We start from the raw sequence: 19,999 nt of genomic DNA on the forward strand, positions 1-19,999 counted from the left end.
TATTAATTATTGTTGTAATTGGCCGCGAATAAACGCGAGAGTTTTTTCACATTCGTCACGGTTACCGACACTGATACGAATGCAGTTTTCAATCGGTGAACGGCGTAAAATAATGCCGTTATCCCATAGTGCATTAAATAATCTATCGGCATCAGCAAATTTTACTAGCAAGTAGTTACCATACCCATCAAAGACAGTAACGCCGGCTAACATGCTAAGACCTGCTTGTAGATAAGCGCGGTTAGCACATAAGTCTAATACTTGAAATTTGGTGCGCGCGCGGCCTGCTGCGGATAAGGCTTGTATTGCAATTTCAGTAACAGGTACAGGCACGGGGTAAGGAGCTATGATTTTAAGTAGAATTTCAATGATTTCTTTATTGGCTAAAGTAAAGCCACAACGTAGTCCTGCTAGTGCAAACGCTTTAGATAATGTTCGTAAAATAACCAGATGTGGGTAGGTCACTAATAAATCTTTGACACTATCTTGCAGGCTAAAATCAATATAGGCCTCATCAATTACAACTAAGGCTTTATCTGTCGTCATCTCTAATAAGCTAATAATGTCTTTACGAGCAAGTAAATTGCCAGTGGGATTATTAGGGCTACAAGCAAACACGATTTTGACGTTATCAAGTTGCTCGGCAATGACAGTAAGGTCTAATTGCCACTCTGGTGTTAGTGGTACTACGTTAGCATTTACCCCGTTAGTTTCTGCACTGATGGCATACATTCCATAAGTGGGTGGACAATATAAAATGCTATCGCAATTGGGTTCACAGAAAGCTTTAATGATCAGCTCAATGCCTTCATCTGCACCGCGAGAAGTTAGAACCTGTTGTGGGCCAACGCCAGCATAGTCAGCATAAGCCTTGATCAGCTCTGGTGGTTGGCACTCGCTATAACGGTTTAATCCAGCAAGATTAATACTGTATTCATTGGCAAATGGTGATTCATTAGCATTAAGCCAAATGTCACCTTTACCGCCTAAACGACGGGCTGATTGATAAGGGGTTAATTCTCGCACGGTTTTACGGGCTAGTTGAGCGATGGTCATAATGTGTTCTCTTGTTGTGCAATTAATTTATTAACCCGAATAGTGACAGCGTGTTTGTGGGCGTCAAGACCTTCTGCCTCTGCAATTGTGGTCACTGTTTTTGCAATACCGAGTAAACCGTCGGCGGATAATTCTTGTACTGTCATTCGTTTGCTGAAATCGGCTAAACCAAGGCTTGAATAAGTGCGGGTATAGCCATAGGTCGGTAACACGTGGTTAGTGCCTGAGGCATAATCGCCCACCGATTCTGGTGACCATTTACCTAAGAAAATTGAACCTGCATTATCAAGCAGTGGCACTAATTCTCTTGGCTCACAGGTTTGAACAATTAAGTGCTCAGGACCATATTGATTAGAAATCGCCACACACTGAAGTAAGGTTTCGGTTACGATCAAAAGGCTAGATGCTAAAGCTTGTTGAGCAATGTCAGCCCGTGTTAGTTGGCGTAATTGGCGCTCAATTGCAGTCGCAGTTTGATCGGCAATAGTTTGGCTTGATGTGACTAAGATAACTTGTGAATCAGGCCCGTGTTCGGCTTGGCTTAATAAATCTGCGGCAATAAATTCAGGGTCGGCACTGTCATCGGCAATGACTAATACTTCAGAGGGTCCGGCTGGCATATCAATTGCTGCACCGTTGAAGTCATTACTGACTTGTCGTTTTGCTTCGGTAACAAAGGCATTACCTGGGCCAAAAATCTTATCAACACTGGCGATAGTGTCAGTGCCATAAGCCATTGCTGCTATGGCTTGTGATCCCCCAACGTTGTAAATAGCATTAATGCCACATAGTTTGGCGACATACAAAATTTCATCAGCAATCGGTGGTGGTGAACATAAGGCAATATGACGACAACCAGCAATTTGTGCAGGAACGCCTAACATCAGTACGGTTGAAGGCAATGGCGCACTACCGCCAGGAATATATAATCCTACCGAATTAACAGGGCGGGTGACTTGTTCACAAATCACACCTGTTTGGGTTTCCACTCGCAAGGTAGGTTGCTGCTGTGCAAGGTGGAAAGTGGTGATATTGCGGTGCGCCTGCTCTAAGGCTGCTTTTATGTCATCACTTAACCGCGCACAAGCCGTATCAACTTCATTTGCAGAGACGTTAAGTGTTGCCGGACGGATACCATCAAATTTTTCGGTAAGCGTAAATAGTGTACCATCGCCTTGTTGACGGACTTGTTCAATAATGTCACTGACAATAGCCGTGATATTCGCGCTGTTATTTACAGCAGGGCGCGCCAACAGTTGTTGTTGCTGGTCTTTTGTGAGTGATTGCCATACTACGGTTTTCATGACTTACTCCATCATTTTTTCAATGGGCAAGACTAAAATAGAGCTCGCACCTAATTCTTTAAGTTGCTCCATGGTTTCCCAGAATAGATTTTCAGAGCTAACAAGGTGGATCGCCACGCGACTTTTGTCACCAGCAAGAGGCAATACGGTTGGATCTTCAGCGCCTGGTAATAATTGTTTAATTTGATCAAGACGGTCAGTGGGCGCGTGTAGCATGATGTATTTAGATTCTTTAGCTTGAATAACACCTTGAATACGAATAAGTAATCGTTCAATTAGGGCTTGTTTTTCAGCGCTGATCACTGCCATTGATTGAATTAATACTGCTTTTGAACGCAAAATCACTTCGGCTTCTTTTAAGCCATTAGCTTCAAGGGTGGCACCTGTCGAGACCAAGTCACAAATGGCATCCGCCAAACCTGCTCGTGGTGCAACTTCGACAGAACCATTGAGCATACAGGTTGTAAATTGAACCCCAATATTGTCCATGTAGCGTTTGACTAATTGTGGGTAAGTGGTCGCAATACGTTTACCATTCAGATCTTGAGGACCGTTGTAGTCGGTATCTTTGTCTATTGCGATAGAAAGACGGCAACCACCAAAGTCCAATCGACGCAGTTTGAGGTAATCACTGGCTTCATTACGTGCAGCACGCTCAAGGCTAACTTCTTCGAGCTCATTTTCACCAATAACACCTAAATCAACCACACCATCCATGATCAAACCAGGAATGTCATCATCTCGAACCAGTAATAAATCAATTGGCATATTTTCAGCGTGAACGACTAAGCGTTCACCGACCATATTAAATTTAACCCCGCAGCGTTTAAGTAGATCTTGGCACTCTTTGCTAAGACGGCCTTTTTTCTGAATCGCAATACGTAATCGTTGTGTTTGCATAGGTATATTCCTTGTCTAAATTCATTCAAATAATAAAAATTTCAGATTGAAAATTAGGTATTAAAAAACCCTCGAAAGAAGTTTCTTCCGAGGGTCTGAATGAGATATTCCGTTATGACCACTGGAAGAAAAAAGGCGTCTTCCAGGGTGAGGCGTATCCTCCCGAAAGACTAGTCAGGATGATGATGATGTTGAGATAGAATCATTTGGATACGCATAAATAGTTACTCAATAAGGTCGAACATTATTTGTTGTTGCCATTCACACTAACGAAGGTTGTTGTTTTTTGCAACAGTAATTTAAGCGAAAAGTTAAAATAAATGTTAATTGTTTGTATTGATGCGCTGGGAGAATGGAATGTGATTTTTTTATGTGTAAGGTAATGAACTTTAATGGATTGTTTGTTTTTTTTGAAATTAAAGAAGGGGGCTATAATTCTTTTAATGTTAATTGTTTAAGGGTGTTTTTAATGGTGCAATAAATACCACATTAATAAAACTGATCTTTTGTACTCAGTTTTATTAATGGGTGATGCTAATGTGTTAGCTTAGCCACAGCATTTTTTATATTTTTTACCGCTACCACATAGGCAAGGATCATTACGACCAGCAGTTTTTGTGGCGGTTATTGGTTTTTGCGCCGAAGGTTGTTCGCTTGGTGGCGGTTGAGGGTATTCACCATCAATATAAAACCAATAGCGTTGACCATTAATCGATTCTTGCACAAATCGAGACCGTTCTTGCAATATATATTCTTCACCTGCTTCTTTATAACCTGCTTTAAATTCAACAAAACCCTGACCATCAGCCGCAATTTCACTGCTAATAACTTCTAGACCAAGCCATTTAAGGTTAATCGACTCGGCAATGGCTTCACGGTGATGTTCTGCTTCACAGCTGGCATGATATGTTTGTACTACAAAATCAACCAAGCCCAATACATGAGCACTGTAGCGCGCACGCATAAGTTGTTCAGGATGGGTTGCTAAGGCATGATTAAGATGAATGGGTTTACAGCATTCAGCAAGCGGTTTGTGGCTGCCGCAAGGACATTCATTATGGTGTTTTGACATCTTTTTTAAGCCGATTTTAATAAAGAAATTAGGGGTAGTTTACGTTTTCATTATCTCAATTAGCAATCAGTGTTTATATTTACCGCAATATATTGATGGAATGACTAAAAAAATGGTAACTCATAGCGTATAAGTACATAATATTTGCGGCTGGAATAATTGCCATTTGCAATGCACCTTTTGTGCTCCTCAAATAACCCTCTTTTTTGTTTAATAGTAGTTATGTCCATATTTACCTTGATACAAGCGGGATTGCTTGTTGGTGGTGGTATCTTTTGTGTGATGTTGTTGGCAGCATGGCGAAGAAATCACAAGCAGGAAGCTGATACACGTATTATCCCGATTGCGATTATCGGTGGCTTTGCGCACTTTTGTGACACTTTAGGTATTGGCAGTTTTGCCATTATGACCTCAGGTTATAAACAGTTTAAGCTTATTGATGATCAACAATTACCAGGAACACTGAATAGCCAATCAGTACTCCCCACTGTGTTTCAGTCATTTATTTTTATGACTGCTGTCGCTGTTGATTCAGTGACATTATTAAGCTTGGTGGCGGCAGCCTGCGTTGGTGCCACAATGGGGGCACGGTTAGTTTCTAGTTGGGATCGGCAACATATTCGCATCGTAATGAGTGTTGCTTTGTTAATTGTGGCAGGCTTAATGCTTGCTGGTCAATTAAAGCTCTTCCCATTAGGTGGCAGTAGTCTGGGTTTAAGCGGCTGGAAATTGGTTATTGGAATTATTGGTAACTTTATTTTTGGTGCGTTAATGACGGTGGGTATTGGCTTGTATGCACCTTGTATGGTAATGATTTACCTTCTGGGGATGAATCCGTTGGCGGCCTTTCCGGTCATGATGTGTTCATGTGCATTTTTAAGCTTTTTCTCATCAGCTAGCTTTATTCGCCATAATCGTTTTAATAGTCGCGCAACGGTAACCGTTGCCGTTGTTGGACCAATAATGGTGATCATTGCTGCATATTTAGTGAAGTCATTAAATATGCATGTATTATCGTGGCTAGTGTGTATCGTAGTGTTTTATACCTCGTTCACTATGTATCGCTCATGGCTTGCTGATAGAAAAGTGATGCCTAATGCAGTGGTAAAAGCACAATAAGTATTACGCTAATAAATGATCAGTATGAGATTTTATAGCAATAAAAAAGGTACGCATGTCGTACCTTTTTTTATACTTATTATTTCGAGTTAGAAGCACTGAAATCGCGTGTTTCTAATTGATATCCATCGGGGTGATATACCAGCACTGAGCCATGATCATACCAATCACCTAGAACAATGCGTTGTGCAGGAATGCCATCAATATCAAGGTCATGAATATCAGGTCGGTGTGTGTGGCCATGAATCATTTGAGTGACATGTGCATCGCGCATTACCCGTACCACTTCTGCTTGAGTAACATCCATAATCGATTGGCTTTTAGTTTGATTATTCTTACCACTGTTACTGCGGAATTTATCCCCGACTTTAACTCGGTATGATAATGGTAATCGGGCAAACAACCATTGGATAACAGGATTGTGAACTTTTTTACGGTAACGTTGGTAGGCTTGATCTTCAATACATAGCGTATCACCGTGTAAAATTAAGGTTGGTGTACCATATAGATCAACCACCGTATGCTGAGGCAATAAGGTTATTCCCGTTTGACGGCTAAATTGTTTACCAATTAAAAAGTCACGGTTGCCATGAATAAAGTAACACGGTGTACCAGCATCAGTCAGCGCTTTGAAGGCATGCTTGACTTGCTGTAAGAAAGGGGAGTCTTCATCATCGCCTATCCACATTTCAAATAAATCCCCTAATACATACAAGGCATCGATATGGTGGGTTTCGTCGGCCATAAAGCGTAAGAAACAAGCGGTAATGTCAGGACGTTCAGCACTTAAGTGCAAATCTGAGATAAATAATGTGGTCATAAGAGATTAATAAAGGGCGGTAATTGACCGCCCTTTGCGAAGTATTAGTCTTCGATTGTTACGTTTTCGATGATAACGTCTTCAACAGGCACGTCGTCGTGGTAACCGTTACGGCCTGTTTTTACTGCTTTGATTTTGTTTACTACATCCATGCCTTCAACAACAGCAGCAAATACACAGTAGCCCCAGCCACTCATGTTTTCGCCAGTGAAGTCTAGGAAGTTGTTATCTTTTACGTTAATGAAGAACTGTGAGCTAGCAGAGTGTGGTGCGTTAGTACGCGCCATTGCTAATGTGCCTGTTTTGTTGCTTAGGCCATTGTTTGCTTCATTGTTGATTGTTGCGCGAGTTTCTTTCTCTTCCATACCAGGAAGCATGCCGCCGCCTTGAACCATGAAACCATCAATAACGCGGTGGAAAATAGTGCCATTATAGAAACCGTCACGGCAGTATTGTAGGAAGTTAGCACATGTTACCGGTGCTTTATCTTCAAAAAGATTAATTTTGATGTCACCGAAATTTGTGTGAAGAGTGATCATGATTTTTTCCTTTAATGGAGTATTTTCTTTAAGCGTGGATATTAACTTACCTTAGCCGTGTCAGACAAACATTACCCGCTTAATCTGCACTAATTGCTAAAATAGCATCCATCCTTGAATTTTCCTTGCGATCAAATGCTATAAAAGGTGTAATTACGACAAATTTGAAATTAATGAGTAATGCTGAGACATGTTAAAGATCTATAATTCGCTCACACGACAAAAAGAAGTATTTACACCCATCCATCCTGGCAAAGTCGGTATGTACGTTTGTGGCGTTACGATCTACGATTTATGTCATATCGGACATGGTCGTACATTTGTCTCTTTTGATGTTGTGTCGCGTTATTTGCGTTACTCAGGCTACGATCTTACTTTTGTTCGTAACATTACTGATATCGATGACAAAATCATTAAGCGTGCTGCTGAAAATGGTGAAAGCTGTGAATCATTAACAGAACGCCTAATTAGTGAAATGCATGCTGACTTTGATGCTTTAGGCATGAAACGTCCGAATGTTGAACCACGTGCGACGCAATTTATTGCTGAAATTATTGCGCTTTGTGAGCGTTTAATTGATCGTGGCTTTGCTTATGTTGCATCAAATGGCGATGTAATGTTTGAAGTGAGCAAGTATGACGATTATGGTCGTCTTTCTAAGCAAGATCTTGATCAACTTCAAGCGGGTGCACGCGTTGATATCGATATGGCAAAACGCAGTCCATTAGACTTTGTTTTGTGGAAAATGTCGAAGCCTGGTGAACCAACATGGGAATCACCATGGGGCCCTGGTCGCCCTGGTTGGCATATTGAATGTTCAGCGATGAACTCATCTATTCTTGGCGATCACTTTGATATTCATGGTGGTGGTTCAGATTTACAATTCCCTCACCACGAAAATGAAATTGCGCAATCATGCTGTGCTCACGATGGTCAATATGTGAATACATGGATGCACAGCGGCATGGTGATGGTTGATCGTGAAAAGATGTCTAAATCACTAGGTAATTTCTTCACTATTCGCGATGTGTTAAACCATTACGATCCTGAAACTGTACGTTACTTCTTAATGTCTGGTCATTACCGTAGCCAGCTTAATTACAGTGAAGATAATCTTAAACAAGCGCGTTCAGCACTTGAGCGTTTATATACGTCACTACGTGGCTTAGATACATCAGTAGAAGCTGCTGGTGGTGAAGAGTTCGTTGCTCGTTTTAAAGAAGCGATGGATGATGATTTCAATACGCCTGAGGCATATTCTACATTGTTTGATATGGCGCGCGAGATCAACCGTCTTAAAACGGATGATATTACAGCTGCATCTTTGTTAGGTGCGCGTATGCGAGAATTGGCTGACATTTTAGGTTTATTATCTCAAGATCCTGAAACTTTTTTACAAGGTGGTACAGGTGAAGAAGATAACGTGGCTGAAATTGAAGGGTTAATTCAACAGCGTTTAGATGCTCGTGCTGCGAAAGATTGGGCTGCTGCTGATGATGCGCGTGATAAGTTACTTGCGATGGGTATTATTTTAGAAGATGGTGCACAAGGTACAACTTGGCGTCGTAAATAATTAAATCTGTCGTTTATCAAACCGAGGTATTCTGCCTCGGTTTTTTTATATTTTTATTTTATGTTATCGGCTTAATGCCAGCTTGTTTATCTGATTTTTACTGTTATTACAGTTTGATTTTTATCACGTTATAGATGTGGTACAAGCAAAGTATGAAACAAATAAGTCGATACAATGAATATTTAATCGCTTTATTCCACTTTGGAATTAAAGTCACCATTTGAGAATTAAAGTTATTATTTAAGCTGAAAAAAGCATTATATACGCATCCGATCGCAAAACTGTCATTTATTATCCGTATTATCTGTTTCGAATGAGCATTTACATGTTCGATATTAATCAATGTGTGATTGAAGGAATAATAATGAAAAAAATGATTCTAGCAACAATGATTGGCTGTGCTGTCTTGTCCACGTATGTTATTGCTCAACCTAATACAGATAAAGTCGTTATTGCCCACCGTGGTGCATCAGGTTATTTACCTGAACATACCTTACCAGCAAAAGCACTTGCTTATGCGATGAAGCCAGATTATATCGAACAAGATGTAGTAATGACGAAAGATGATAAGTTGGTGGTGTTACATGACCATTATCTGGATCGGGTGACCAATGTTGCTGCTGTTTTTCCAAATCGAGCCCGTAAAGATGGTCGTTTTTATGCGATTGATTTTACCTTGGCAGAGATTAAACAGTTAAGTGTGACAGAAGGCTTTGATATTAAGGAAGGCAAGCAAGTACAAGGTTTCTCTGAACGGTTCCCTATTTGGAAGTCTCATTTTACCGTTCCAACGTTCCAAGAAGAAATTGAAATGATTCAAGGATTAAATAAAACCTTGGGTTATGACATTGGCTTGTATCCAGAAATTAAAGCGCCATGGTTTCATCGCCATGAAGGCAAAGACATCAGTAAAGCGGTATTAACAGTACTAAAGCAATATGGTTATATTGATAAAAACAGTAATGTTTATTTACAAACGTTTGATTTCAATGAGCTTAAACGTATTAATGATCAATTAATGCCAGCCATGGGTATGGATTTGAATTTAGTACAGTTGATGGCGGAAACCGATTGGAATGAGACCATGGAGTATGACAAAGCAGGTAAAGCACATCCTTATAGTTATGATTGGATGTTTGAGCCAAATGGCATGAAAGTCTTGTCTCAATACGCTGATGGTATTGGTCCATGGAAACCAATGATAGTGAAAGACAGTTCAACTTTAGGACACATTAAACTTACCGATATGGTGAAGAATGCCCATGCGAACGGTATGGTCGTGCATCCTTATACTTTTAGAGCGGATAAAGATCGCATTCCAGCCTATGTTAAAGATTACGATGGCATGTTAGAGGTGTTTTATAATCAAGCGGGTGTTGATGGTGTTTTTACCGATTTTCCAGATAAAGCGGTTAACTTCTTACAACAGCACTCTCAACAGCATTAATTTACACGCGATGACTTAAACGTCATTTTTGATGGTAAACAGCCCGTACTCAGTGTTAGTACGGGCTTTTTATTGGCGTTATAACGTTTCAGGTAATTTCGTACCACATTTATTACAGTATTCAGCATCCATTTCATGACCACTTGTCGCACAATTAGGGCAACGAATAAGATCACGGTGGGTCTTTATCTCTTGATTTAATTCTGCGGTAATAATACCCGTAGGTACCGCAAGAATTGAGTAACCCAACAACATGGTTAATGACGCTAATGCCTTACCCATGACGGTGTGCGGCACAATATCGCCATAACCAACCGTAGTGATTGTGACAATTGCCCAATAAATACTTTTGGGAATACTGGTAAAGCCATTTTCTGGGCCTTCAATAATGAACATTAACGAGCCAAATACCGTTACCAGAATTAAAACCGAGCTAAAAAAGACAAATATTTTACGTTGGGCGTGACGAAGTGAGCGTAATAATATATTGGAATCACGAAGAAACCTTGCCAGTTTGAGTATCCGAAAAATACGTAACACACGAATAAGGCGAATGATGAGTAAGTAGTTCGACCCCGGAATTAAAAAGGCAATATAAGCGGGTAAAATCGCCATTAAGTCAATCACACCATAGAAGCTACGCATATAAGCAAGGGGACGCGGAGAGCAATATAAGCGCAAAATGTATTCAATAGTGAATAGAATCGTAAATGACCATTCAGCAATAACCAGTAAATAGGAGTACTGCGATTCAATACTTGCAACTGATGAGATAATTAAAATTATTTCAGAACTTACAATGGCAATAATTAAAGCAATATCAAACCATTGACCTAAGCGGGTAGAAGTGCCGAAAATAATTTGATAGAGACGTTGTCTTGGAGTTAGTGTTAGTTTTGTCATAATTTAATTGTATTTATTAACAGATAAGACGCCAACATAATATTTTAATGTTTATGGTGTGTTATTAATTGGCTTGAATAATATCTAGTATATCAAAACCTAGCAGTGATTAAGTATTTATCAGAGGTAAAAAAGCCCCAGCAAGTGAATAGGCTGAGGCTTAGGTCATTGATAGTAATAGTTAGCTTAACCCTGGCAACATCACACGTAGTCCATTGATTATAAATTCAATCCCCAATGCGGCAAGAATCAAACCCATGATTCGCGTAATAACGTTGATGCCGGTTTGGCCTAAGAAGCGCACGATATAAGGGGCTGAACGAAATAATAACCAACAACAAAAGGCAAAGATGGTAATAGTGATTGCAATGCCCACGGTGGACGTCAAACCTGGGTAGCGAGCACCATATACAATTGTTGAACTAATAGCACCCGGTCCGGCCATTAATGGCATTGCTAATGGGACGACACCCACTTGTTCCCGACTGATAGATTCTGATTTCTCTTCTTTATTTTGTTTAACTTCGCCGATTTTACCGCTCATCATTGAAAATGCGATGCTGAGTAGCAGTAAACCGCCTGCAACACGAAATGACTCAATGGAAATACTGAACAGATCCAGCAAATGTTGCCCTGCTATTAATGCGACAACTAAAATAATAATAACGGCAACGTTAGTTGTTAATGCGGTTTTATTTCGCTCTTCTGGGTTCATAGCTCCAGTAAGTGATACAAAAACAGGCATGATACCGACAGGGTTGACAGTCGCAATAAGCCCAACGAAAAAGTGTAAAAATATTGCTATATCAAAAGCCTGCATTGCTAATACCTATTAAGTTACCTTCATTTATTATGGCGTGAGATAAGAAAGATAATGTGTGTTCTCATTGTCATAATGGTTATAAAGATCAAACGATAGCTAGATTATGTGATCTTTATAACCATTATTTCTGCCAGTGTTTTATAAGGGCGCATGATTGAAAAATACTATTGCGACCATATTTTAATCTAAGCTAAGTATTTCATCTACTGATAAAAGCCAATTAATGCGACTTCAGACGTAGATAATTTTATGTGAGATAAATTATGTAAAGTGAATTTTGGTGTATTAGGATTTGTGAAATGATGATTCATCATATTTATATGCAACAAATATTGAGCTGTTAACGTAATAAATCGTGATTCCTGTCACAATTGGATGTGACAGGGGCTAGTAAATGTCTTTTTATTACGTAATATTTCGTCTTGTGAAATAAGTGATTTTAATGGGTTTTAGTTGAATCAACCATTAGATTTATGAAATCGTACGTAAAAGCATCATAAAAACACTATATTTCGTGTTTTAATTATTATTTTACCATTTTGATGGTGTGGTGATCTAAATCAATTTCTTTTGCAGTGTGAAAAATTATAATCAGTTTTGAAAGCAATTTACTAAGTATGTGTATTGTTGAAAGTGTTAATGAATTTTAACACTCTTATGTGAAAAAATTTAAACATGTTCTTACTAAATGATTTTTAATGAATTTTATAGTTTTTATTTTTGGAGAAAGAATATGCCTGTAACTAATTTAGCTGAACTTGATGCTTTAGTCGCACGTGTTAAAGCGGCTCAAAAAGAATTTGCAAGCTTTTCACAAGAACAAGTTGATACAATCTTTCGTGCTGCGTCTCTAGCTGCTTCAACTGCTCGTATCGAGCTTGCAAAAATGGCTGCAGAAGAGTCTGGCATGGGTATCATGGAAGACAAGGTTATTAAAAACCATTTTGCTTCTGAGTTCATTTACAATAAATACAAAGATGAATTGACGTGTGGCGTTATCGATCGTAACGATGAAGGCGGCACGATCACTATCGCAGAACCTGTAGGTATTGTTTGTGCAATCGTTCCAACGACAAACCCTACTTCAACAGCAATCTTTAAATCGCTAATCTGTCTTAAAACACGTAATGGTTGTATTTTCTCACCACACCCACGCGCTAAAAATGCAACTAACTACGCAGCGAAAGTTGTATTAGATGCAGCAATTAAAGCGGGCGCACCAAAAGATATCATTGGTTGGATTGACCAACCTTCTGTTGAACTATCAAATGCACTAATGAAACATGAACACATCAACATGATCCTTGCTACTGGTGGTCCAGGCATGGTGAAAGCAGCTTACTCTTCAGGTAAACCTGCAATTGGTGTTGGTGCTGGTAATACGCCTGTAGTTATCGACGAAACTGCTGATATCAAACGTGCTGTTTCTTCTATCTTAATGTCTAAAACATTCGATAATGGTGTTATCTGTGCTTCTGAGCAAGCGGCAATCGTTGTTGAGTCTATCTACGACGAAGTTAAAGCTCGTTTCGCTAAGTATGGCGCGGCTGTTCTAAGTAAAGAAGACGCAGATAAAGTACGTAAAGTCCTACTTATCAATGGCGCACTTAACGCTAATATCGTTGGTCAACCAGCATACAAAATTGCTGAGCTAGCAAATGTTAAAGTACCAGTGTCAACTAAAATTCTTATCGGTGAAGGCCTAGAAGCTTCATGGGATGATGAATTTGCTCATGAAAAACTATCTCCAACGCTAGGTCTATTTAAAGCGAAAGACTTTGAAGATGCTGTGCGTCAAGCTGGTATCGTATTAGACATAGGTGGCGTTGGTCATACGTCAGTACTTTATACAGACCAAGATAATAACGAAGACCGCATTGCGTACTTCGGCGACAAAATGAAAACTGCTCGTATTCTTGTGAATACACCTGCATCTCAAGGTGGTATTGGTGACCTTTACAACTTTGAATTAGCACCTTCACTAACGTTAGGTTGTGGTTCTTGGGGTGGTAACGCTATCTCTGAGAACGTAGGTCCTAAGCACCTTATCAACAAGAAAATTGTAGCTAAGCGAGCAGAAAATATGTTGTGGCATAAACTACCAAAATCTATCTACTTCCGTCGCGGCTGTTTACCAATCGCAATGACTGATCTTGAAGGTAAAAAACGTGCACTAATCGTAACTGACCGTTTCTTATTCAACAACGGTTACATCGATGACCTACGTTCAATCTTGAAAGAGAAAGGCATGGAAGTTGAAGTATTCCATGAAGTAGAAGCAGATCCAACATTAGCAGTAGTTAAAGCTGGTGCTGAAGCATGTGCAAGTTATCAACCTGATGTTATCTTAGCTGTTGGTGGTGGTTCACCAATGGATGCTGCGAAAATCATGTGGGTGATGTACGAGCATCCAGAAACTGATTTCGAAGACCTATCAATGCGCTTTATGGATATCCGTAAACGTATTTACAAGTTCCCTAAGATGGGTCAAAAAGCTGAATTAGTATGTATCACAACGACTTCTGGTACTGGTTCTGAAGTTACACCATTTGCTGTTGTAACTGATGAAAAGACGGGTCAAAAATACCCATTAGCAGATTACGAACTAACGCCAAACATGGCAGTTGTTGATGCTAACCTTGTAATGGATATGCCTAAGTCTTTATGTGCATTCGGTGGTTATGATGCAGTAACGCATGCATTAGAAGCTTACGTTTCTGTTCTTGCTAACGAATACTCAGACGGTCACGCTCTTCAAGCACTTAAGATGCTTAAAGAGTACTTACCAAGTTCTTACGTTAACGGTAAGAAAGATCCAATTGCACGTGAGAAAGTTCACAATGCAGCAACAATCGCTGGTATGGCTTTTGCGCAGTCTTTCCTAGGTGTGTGTCACTCAATGGCGCATAAATTAGGTGCTGAATTCCATATTCCACACGGTCTTGCGAATGCGCTATTAATCTCGAATACTGTTCGTTTTAATGCGACTAACAACCCAACTAAACAAGCTGCGTTCTCTCAGTACGACCGTCCTAAAGCACGTGCTCGTTACGCTGAAGTTGCAGAGCATTTAGGCTTCCGTGAAGGTAATACTGAAACGAAAGTTAATGCGTTACTTGGTTGGTTAGAAGAGCTTAAACTTGCATTGGATATTCCATTGTCAATTCAAGCTGCTGGGGTTGATGAAGCTGCGTTTATGGCTAAAGTTGATGCAATTGCTGAAGATGCGTTCGATGACCAATGTACAGGTGCTAACCCACGTTACCCATTGATTAAAGAGCTTAAAGAAGTATTAATCGCTTCTTACTACGGTAAAGTATACGCTGACGGCGAAACGTTTGAAGATACAGCAGTAGCTAAGAAATCAGAGCCAGCACAAGTTGCTGCAAAAGGTAAAAAAGCAAAAGCTTAATATCTTTACTGACTAAAACATAAGAAAGCCCGTCTAGAAATAGACGGGCTTTTTGTTTTGGTGGATTTACAGCATCATTGATAAGTGTTTAAAATTCACTTTGCAACCTCTGAACATAAAAAAGGCCAAGTATTCATACTCAGCCAGCTTGATTAGATGATTGTTTTATTCTGTTTAGACGCCCATTTCTGATTCTATCATTCGCCCACTAAACGAATCATTACGTACAATGTATTCAACATTACGTGCAATTTCGTCTTGCATCGGAACATTGACAATACCCTGTTGATCATTGGGTTTATCTTGTAGGTTAATCGGCACAATACCACCAACACGAATATTAAAATCAGCCAGTTCATTGGCCCAATTTTGAGTTAAGCCACTTACTACAGTTTTACTTGTTGTTGGTGTATGAGGCTGATGGTTTTCATGGCTCAATGCAAGATTCACAATCACACTTTGATGGGGTTGGTGTTGCATAAATTCGGCGGCTATTTTACCAAAGATAAAAAAACTGGCGGCGCTTTTTTGCATAGTGTTATTAAAATCACTAATAGAAGTCGGTGATAATAAATGCGGTATTTCTGTACCTGTCCAAGTATTCAATAAAATATTAATCGCTCCAAATCGCTCCCTGACTTGCTGGAAGAGGGTGTTAATGCTGGGTTCATCATAGTATTTTATGTAAAAAGCTGCGGATGACTCACTGATTTTTTGACAAGACTGTAAGGTTTTTTTTAGTTCAATTTCGTTATTATCGACCAGTGCCAAGGTTGCCCCTAGTGATGCGAAATGAAGTGCTACCGCTTTACCAATAGGATTACCAGCATCGGTGATGATAGCGACTGATTGTCCGATATGCATATATTCCTAGCCTTAATGTTTAAATCGTCTTATTTAAAGCCTTATTGGTATTAATATTATAGCAGTTATATCTAAGGCCATTACTATCATCAATACTAGTCAATAAGCTCGCAAACTAATAATAATAAAGAAGAAATTATGAGCAATATCACGATCAAAGATGGTTATTATTTTTGAATCATAAATGATGTATTTTATCTTTGACTAACTGCAAATATTAGCTTAAGCAGCCAAGTTTATTTCACTCATCCGTTTGGACTTTATTAATGCTAAATACAGATCTTGCGGTGTTGCTTGTAGTGGTTTTGGTTCTATAGGGGGGAGTTTGCGACGTTCGTGAAGTGATAAATTATGAAACAAATCTTCCGGTAAGCCTTTTGTTTGTTGTGGCGGGTGGGATAGGGCTGCTGGCTGTAACTGTGCCAGTAAACGGGTACTGGTTAAACTGGCTTGATGAAAAACCTGTGCTTGTTCAGCTGCGCGTTGATAGCAAGCTGGTGTTGATGTGAGGGGCTGTGATGCTGGAATTTCAAAATAAGCCCGCAGTTGTTGTGATGATTGTGTTTCGATTGAGGGTGTATCAGTAGGAATGTTCTCATGCAGATCAGGAGATAATAACGCTAGCATCAATGCAAAATCAGCACGACGTCCACCTTCAACCGCATGATTAAGGTTAGTACCGAATTGAATTTCATTAATAAGCTGTAAATTATCAAGTGCCTGAGTTTGCATGTAATCAATAGCTGGCTATATTAAATAAGGTATTAAAGTTATCGACATAAAAAACAATAACTTTAATAATTTATTTTAGGTAATAAAAAGCCCTGAACATGTCAGGGCTAATAATATTATAGTATTGATGGTCGCTTAGAACTCAGATTTAGCACCAAATTGATGTGCGCAGTAAGCAACGCGTTCTTCTGGCGTTGGTGTATGTGCGGTGATCCCCATGGCTTCAATATGACGTAGACGTGGTAATAAACCTGTACCATTCGCAATTTGAATAGCGAGGCCAGGACGAGCATTGAGCTCTAGTACCATTGGGCCTTTGCCTTTATCTAATACCATATCAGTACCAATGTAGCCTAAGCCTGTCATTTCCCATGCGCTGGCTGCAAGTACCAGCAGTTTGTTCCATTCTGGTACTCTGAGCTCACTTAATAAGCGTTCAGTATCGGGATGACGTTCAATGGGTAAGTTAAACTGTACCGCTCGAATCGCTTGGCCTGAGGCAATATCAATACCGACACCAACTGCGCCTTGGTGAAGGTTTGCTTTGCCGTCAGATGCCGCTGTTGAACAACGCATCATTGCCATAACAGGGTAGCCTTTAAATACGATTACACGTACATCTGGCACACCTTCATAGCTAAAGCCATCAAACACATTATCAAATTGAATCAGGTTTTCGACCATCGCAACATCATTTTTCCCCCCGAGCGAGAATAATCCAGCAAGGGTGTTGGTAATGTGGCGTTCAACATCTTGTTGATTGATCTCGGCACCTGATGGCTTTACATAAACCCCATCTTTGTGCTTCACAATCACTAAAATGCCTTTGCCACCAGAGCCTTGAGCGGGTTTTATTACAAACCCAGGCCAGTCTTTAACCATATGATGAATATGCTTAACTGCTACTTGGCTATCAATAACACCAATCAAATCGGGAACTGTCGCTCCTGCTTGTTGGGCAATGAACTTTGTTTTTAGCTTGTCATCTACAAGCGGAAAACGGCTACGGTCATTATAACGACTTATATAGCTATGGTTACGTTTGTTCATCCCCATGATGCCACGATCACGCAGTTTTTTCGGTGAAGTAAACTGTGAAAAGAATGACATATATTAGTCCTCGGTCAGTGGCTTAAAGCGACGAAGCTCACTTAAGCGATAACCGGTGTAGTTACCTAAAATTAAGATAACAGCAAGGATAATAAATTGAACACCGATAAAGTTAAATGTTAGGTGGCGCACGATGGGTGTTGTCATTGCAAGGTAAATTAACACTGATGTTAATAGCGAACCACCGCCTTGAATAAACACTTCTTTTGCACCTTCTTCTTCCCATAGAATCGACATCCGCTCGATTGTCCATGACAAAATGATCATTGGGAAGAAGGTGATTGTTAGGCCTTCAATCAAGCCAATCTTAAATGCCACCACAGTGAATATTGAAATGATTAATATCACGGTAATTATCACCGCGGATATTCGAGCGACCAGAAGTAAGTTCAGTTTCGAGAGATAACTACGAATGATCAGACCTGTGCCGACAATCAATAGGAAACCGACAATACCTGTTAATAGCTGAGTTTGCACAAAGGCAACCGCAATTAACACTGGCATGAATGTACCCGATGTTTTTAGCCCCACAATAATGCGCAAGAACACTACAATTAATGCGCCAATTGGCACTAACATGATGGTTTTGAACATTGCTTGCTCTTCAAGAGGCAAACTATGAATTGAGAAGTTTAAAAGATCTTCAACTTTAATTTTTTCTTGCGTTGCGCGTTGTGGCGTAATGTCTTGGGCAATAATAGAGAAACTGATATTTGAGTTACGGCCGCCAACAACATCAAGTAATGCATTACCTTGTTGGTTCCAAATCATTACATTTTCAGGTTTGCCTTGCTCGCCCGTTGTGAGATTAAATAACTGCCAGTTTTTTTGTTGCTTATCCCACACTTCAACCATTGGTGATACGCTTTGGCGACGACGGCCATCTTCAAGCGTTAAACCACTGACAATACGAGAATGAATACCTTCAAGCGACAATAGGCTAGTCATAATATCAGCCGATGTCATCGTATCAAGTAATACGGCGGTATTTTGATTCTGCTTATCATGTAACTCGCGAATTAACTCACGGGCTAATGTCACATCATCTGCTGATAAATTTCGGGCTTGAATTAATAGTGCTGTTGCTGCTGTTTGTTGTGGATTACTTAAACTAACTTCAGCCGGTTTACCTGTTGGTGGCACTGGCTTATAGCGCGCGTGCTCATCAACCAATAGTTGAGTTTTGTAATACAACACTTGTTTACCAATTGCTGTACGTGTTGCCCAGTCAGCTTCACGACCGTCTTTAGTATTGTGGATCACAACAGAATAATTAGGGGGTGACGAAGTGCTTTCATCAATAAGAGTAAAGCCTTGTTGTGTTCCTGGTGCTGACATTTTTACTTGTACGGGATCACCGATTGCATCAAATTGCACTCGTGCTTCGACTTCCCAAACGGCGCGTTCTTTTCCTGGAGTCCATGGCACACCATAGACATCATGTCGGTACACGCTTAATCCAATACCTGAAATTATCAGTAGGGATATAAGTATATAAAAGGGTATTCTAGACGTCATGACAGCCTCTTTATTTATTAACTTTGACTGGCTTTGGCTCAGTCTTTCCTTGTACAAATTGCTTACCTACGTCGACTAACGCAATATCTTTAAAGAATTCACGTCCAAGTAAAATAGGGAAATCCATCTTTGTTCTATCTGCGAGTGTAAACTGTATTTTTTCGTGCAAGGTACCTAACGTAATCCATGCTTCAATTACTGGGCGGCGAACCGCTTCTTCAGTGGTTGATTGGCGAATACGTACCCAGCGGAAAATAGGCGCTTCAATAGTTTCTGGTTTTGCTTTGTTATTTGCTGTAATTTCAGCAGGGGTGTCGATTGCAGAGTTATGGCTTAAATTAAAACGAACCCACTCTTTACCATCGCGCTCAAAAGTTTGTATATCAACCGCATTAAGTGATGATGTTGTCGCACCAGTATCGACACGGGCTTTAAAATAGCTTTTAACCGAATCAATCCAGACCCATTCTTCTTGTCCTAAAATTACTTTACCGTTAGCAGTCTTAGAATCAGTAATTGGTTGCTCTACTGGAATTCTAATAATCTGCTTTTCAACAATGACTTTAGGCTGAGTTAGACTCTTATGCTTAAGAAATTTTATATCTTTTGAGATAGATGCTAATTTTCTTTCAAGTTGACCAATATATTGTTGTTGTTTGTCAATATGCGTAGAAACATTATTGATTTTAGTGTCAATATGCGTAGAAGCATTATTGATTCTAGTATCAATATGCGAAGAGGCATTATTGATGGCAGCTAAAGTTTGTTGATGGTTTTTCTCTAGCATTGCGTTTGAGGTACATCCTG

17 protein-coding genes and 1 other annotated feature are annotated in these 19,999 nt (G+C 39.8%); of the genes, 4 read left to right on the forward strand and 13 right to left on the reverse strand.

Going from position 1 to position 19,999, the window contains the following annotated elements:
* Nucleotides 1-6 precede the first annotated feature (6 nt).
* From hisC to Q0V26_RS10025, 4 genes are all read right to left on the reverse strand, one after another.
* Complete coding sequence (hisC, locus tag Q0V26_RS10010) at nucleotides 7-1,050, reverse strand: histidinol-phosphate transaminase (protein WP_297481450.1); 1,044 nt, start codon at nucleotides 1,048-1,050, stop codon at nucleotides 7-9.
* A 2-nt stretch (nucleotides 1,051-1,052) separates the two neighbouring features.
* A complete protein-coding gene (gene hisD, locus Q0V26_RS10015) occupies nucleotides 1,053-2,360 on the reverse strand; it encodes a histidinol dehydrogenase (RefSeq protein ID WP_297481418.1) in 1,308 nt (435 codons plus the stop codon).
* Between the two features lie 3 nt (nucleotides 2,361-2,363).
* Nucleotides 2,364-3,260 carry an ATP phosphoribosyltransferase gene (hisG, locus tag Q0V26_RS10020; protein ID WP_297481420.1) on the reverse strand — a complete coding sequence of 299 codons (897 nt, stop codon included), beginning with the start codon at nucleotides 3,258-3,260 and terminating at the stop codon, nucleotides 2,364-2,366.
* Between the two features lie 59 nt (nucleotides 3,261-3,319).
* Nucleotides 3,320-3,455 (reverse strand) — a sequence feature (His leader region).
* Between the two features lie 352 nt (nucleotides 3,456-3,807).
* Entirely contained in the window at nucleotides 3,808-4,332 is a 525-nt protein-coding gene (locus Q0V26_RS10025; protein ID WP_297481422.1) for a YchJ family metal-binding protein, read from the reverse strand.
* A 222-nt stretch (nucleotides 4,333-4,554) separates the two neighbouring features.
* Here Q0V26_RS10025 and Q0V26_RS10030 point away from each other — a divergent pair, with 222 nt between their 5' ends.
* Nucleotides 4,555-5,451: a sulfite exporter TauE/SafE family protein gene (locus tag Q0V26_RS10030; protein WP_080156814.1), complete on the forward strand. Its 897-nt coding sequence runs from the start codon at nucleotides 4,555-4,557 to the stop codon at nucleotides 5,449-5,451.
* 79 nt (nucleotides 5,452-5,530) lie between these two features.
* Here the strand turns inward: Q0V26_RS10030 and lpxH are convergent, their stop codons facing one another.
* Nucleotides 5,531-6,271 (reverse strand): UDP-2,3-diacylglucosamine diphosphatase, encoded by a 741-nt coding sequence (gene lpxH, locus Q0V26_RS10035; protein WP_297481425.1) that lies wholly within the window; start codon nucleotides 6,269-6,271, stop codon nucleotides 5,531-5,533.
* A gap of 44 nt (nucleotides 6,272-6,315) precedes the next feature.
* Nucleotides 6,316-6,810 carry a peptidylprolyl isomerase gene (locus tag Q0V26_RS10040; protein ID WP_036795443.1) on the reverse strand — a complete coding sequence of 165 codons (495 nt, stop codon included), beginning with the start codon at nucleotides 6,808-6,810 and terminating at the stop codon, nucleotides 6,316-6,318.
* Nucleotides 6,811-7,000: 190 nt separating this feature from the next.
* Here Q0V26_RS10040 and cysS point away from each other — a divergent pair, with 190 nt between their 5' ends.
* Nucleotides 7,001-8,383 (forward strand): cysteine--tRNA ligase, encoded by a 1,383-nt coding sequence (gene cysS, locus Q0V26_RS10045; protein ID WP_297481429.1) that lies wholly within the window; start codon nucleotides 7,001-7,003, stop codon nucleotides 8,381-8,383.
* 364 nt (nucleotides 8,384-8,747) lie between these two features.
* The gene (gene glpQ, locus Q0V26_RS10050; protein WP_297481431.1) at nucleotides 8,748-9,830 is read left to right on the forward strand and encodes a glycerophosphodiester phosphodiesterase; all 1,083 of its coding nucleotides are present in this window, start codon (nucleotides 8,748-8,750) and stop codon (nucleotides 9,828-9,830) included.
* 78 nt (nucleotides 9,831-9,908) lie between these two features.
* Here the strand turns inward: glpQ and Q0V26_RS10055 are convergent, their stop codons facing one another.
* Together Q0V26_RS10055 and Q0V26_RS10060 are read right to left on the reverse strand one after the other, a co-directional pair.
* Nucleotides 9,909-10,733 (reverse strand): ion transporter, encoded by an 825-nt coding sequence (locus Q0V26_RS10055; protein WP_297481434.1) that lies wholly within the window; start codon nucleotides 10,731-10,733, stop codon nucleotides 9,909-9,911.
* A 181-nt stretch (nucleotides 10,734-10,914) separates the two neighbouring features.
* Nucleotides 10,915-11,553 carry a YchE family NAAT transporter gene (locus tag Q0V26_RS10060; protein WP_297481435.1) on the reverse strand — a complete coding sequence of 213 codons (639 nt, stop codon included), beginning with the start codon at nucleotides 11,551-11,553 and terminating at the stop codon, nucleotides 10,915-10,917.
* A 736-nt stretch (nucleotides 11,554-12,289) separates the two neighbouring features.
* Between Q0V26_RS10060 and adhE the strand changes: the two genes are divergently transcribed.
* Entirely contained in the window at nucleotides 12,290-14,968 is a 2,679-nt protein-coding gene (gene adhE, locus Q0V26_RS10065; RefSeq protein WP_297481438.1) for a bifunctional acetaldehyde-CoA/alcohol dehydrogenase, read from the forward strand.
* A gap of 174 nt (nucleotides 14,969-15,142) precedes the next feature.
* Here the strand turns inward: adhE and Q0V26_RS10070 are convergent, their stop codons facing one another.
* The 5 genes from Q0V26_RS10070 to Q0V26_RS10090 form a co-directional block, all read right to left on the reverse strand.
* Complete coding sequence (locus Q0V26_RS10070; RefSeq protein WP_297481440.1) at nucleotides 15,143-15,832, reverse strand: SDR family oxidoreductase; 690 nt, start codon at nucleotides 15,830-15,832, stop codon at nucleotides 15,143-15,145.
* Between the two features lie 222 nt (nucleotides 15,833-16,054).
* Nucleotides 16,055-16,564, reverse strand: coding sequence for a VC2046/SO_2500 family protein (locus tag Q0V26_RS10075; RefSeq protein WP_297481442.1), 510 nt, complete (start codon nucleotides 16,562-16,564; stop codon nucleotides 16,055-16,057).
* Nucleotides 16,565-16,699: 135 nt separating this feature from the next.
* The gene (locus tag Q0V26_RS10080; protein WP_297481444.1) at nucleotides 16,700-17,674 is read right to left on the reverse strand and encodes an alpha-L-glutamate ligase-like protein; all 975 of its coding nucleotides are present in this window, start codon (nucleotides 17,672-17,674) and stop codon (nucleotides 16,700-16,702) included.
* Nucleotides 17,675-17,677: 3 nt separating this feature from the next.
* Complete coding sequence (locus tag Q0V26_RS10085) at nucleotides 17,678-19,192, reverse strand: inactive transglutaminase family protein (RefSeq protein WP_297481446.1); 1,515 nt, start codon at nucleotides 19,190-19,192, stop codon at nucleotides 17,678-17,680.
* 10 nt (nucleotides 19,193-19,202) lie between these two features.
* Nucleotides 19,203-19,979: an ATP-dependent zinc protease gene (locus Q0V26_RS10090; protein ID WP_297481452.1), complete on the reverse strand. Its 777-nt coding sequence runs from the start codon at nucleotides 19,977-19,979 to the stop codon at nucleotides 19,203-19,205.
* Nucleotides 19,980-19,999: the final 20 nt, after the last annotated feature.

The organism is uncultured Photobacterium sp. (assembly GCF_947039875.1).
GTDB lineage: Bacteria > Pseudomonadota > Gammaproteobacteria > Enterobacterales > Vibrionaceae > Photobacterium.

Bases quoted from the DNA above. Each gene is read 5' to 3' on its own strand.
- Q0V26_RS10070 (WP_297481440.1), bottom strand. From the start codon at position 15,832: ATGCATATCGGACAATCAGTCGCTATCATCACCGATGCTGGTAATCCT.
- Q0V26_RS10040 (WP_036795443.1), bottom strand. From the start codon at position 6,810: ATGATCACTCTTCACACAAATTTCGGTGACATCAAAATTAATCTTTTT.
- Q0V26_RS10080 (WP_297481444.1), bottom strand. From the start codon at position 17,674: ATGTCATTCTTTTCACAGTTTACTTCACCGAAAAAACTGCGTGATCGT.
- adhE (WP_297481438.1), top strand. From the start codon at position 12,290: ATGCCTGTAACTAATTTAGCTGAACTTGATGCTTTAGTCGCACGTGTT.
- Q0V26_RS10085 (WP_297481446.1), bottom strand. From the start codon at position 19,192: ATGACGTCTAGAATACCCTTTTATATACTTATATCCCTACTGATAATT.
- Q0V26_RS10055 (WP_297481434.1), bottom strand. From the start codon at position 10,733: ATGACAAAACTAACACTAACTCCAAGACAACGTCTCTATCAAATTATT.
- Q0V26_RS10090 (WP_297481452.1), bottom strand. From the start codon at position 19,979: ATGCTAGAGAAAAACCATCAACAAACTTTAGCTGCCATCAATAATGCC.
- Q0V26_RS10025 (WP_297481422.1), bottom strand. From the start codon at position 4,332: ATGTCAAAACACCATAATGAATGTCCTTGCGGCAGCCACAAACCGCTT.
- Q0V26_RS10060 (WP_297481435.1), bottom strand. From the start codon at position 11,553: ATGCAGGCTTTTGATATAGCAATATTTTTACACTTTTTCGTTGGGCTT.
- lpxH (WP_297481425.1), bottom strand. From the start codon at position 6,271: ATGACCACATTATTTATCTCAGATTTGCACTTAAGTGCTGAACGTCCT.
- hisG (WP_297481420.1), bottom strand. From the start codon at position 3,260: ATGCAAACACAACGATTACGTATTGCGATTCAGAAAAAAGGCCGTCTT.
- Q0V26_RS10030 (WP_080156814.1), top strand. From the start codon at position 4,555: ATGTCCATATTTACCTTGATACAAGCGGGATTGCTTGTTGGTGGTGGT.
- hisD (WP_297481418.1), bottom strand. From the start codon at position 2,360: ATGAAAACCGTAGTATGGCAATCACTCACAAAAGACCAGCAACAACAA.
- Q0V26_RS10075 (WP_297481442.1), bottom strand. From the start codon at position 16,564: ATGCAAACTCAGGCACTTGATAATTTACAGCTTATTAATGAAATTCAA.
- glpQ (WP_297481431.1), top strand. From the start codon at position 8,748: ATGAAAAAAATGATTCTAGCAACAATGATTGGCTGTGCTGTCTTGTCC.
- cysS (WP_297481429.1), top strand. From the start codon at position 7,001: ATGTTAAAGATCTATAATTCGCTCACACGACAAAAAGAAGTATTTACA.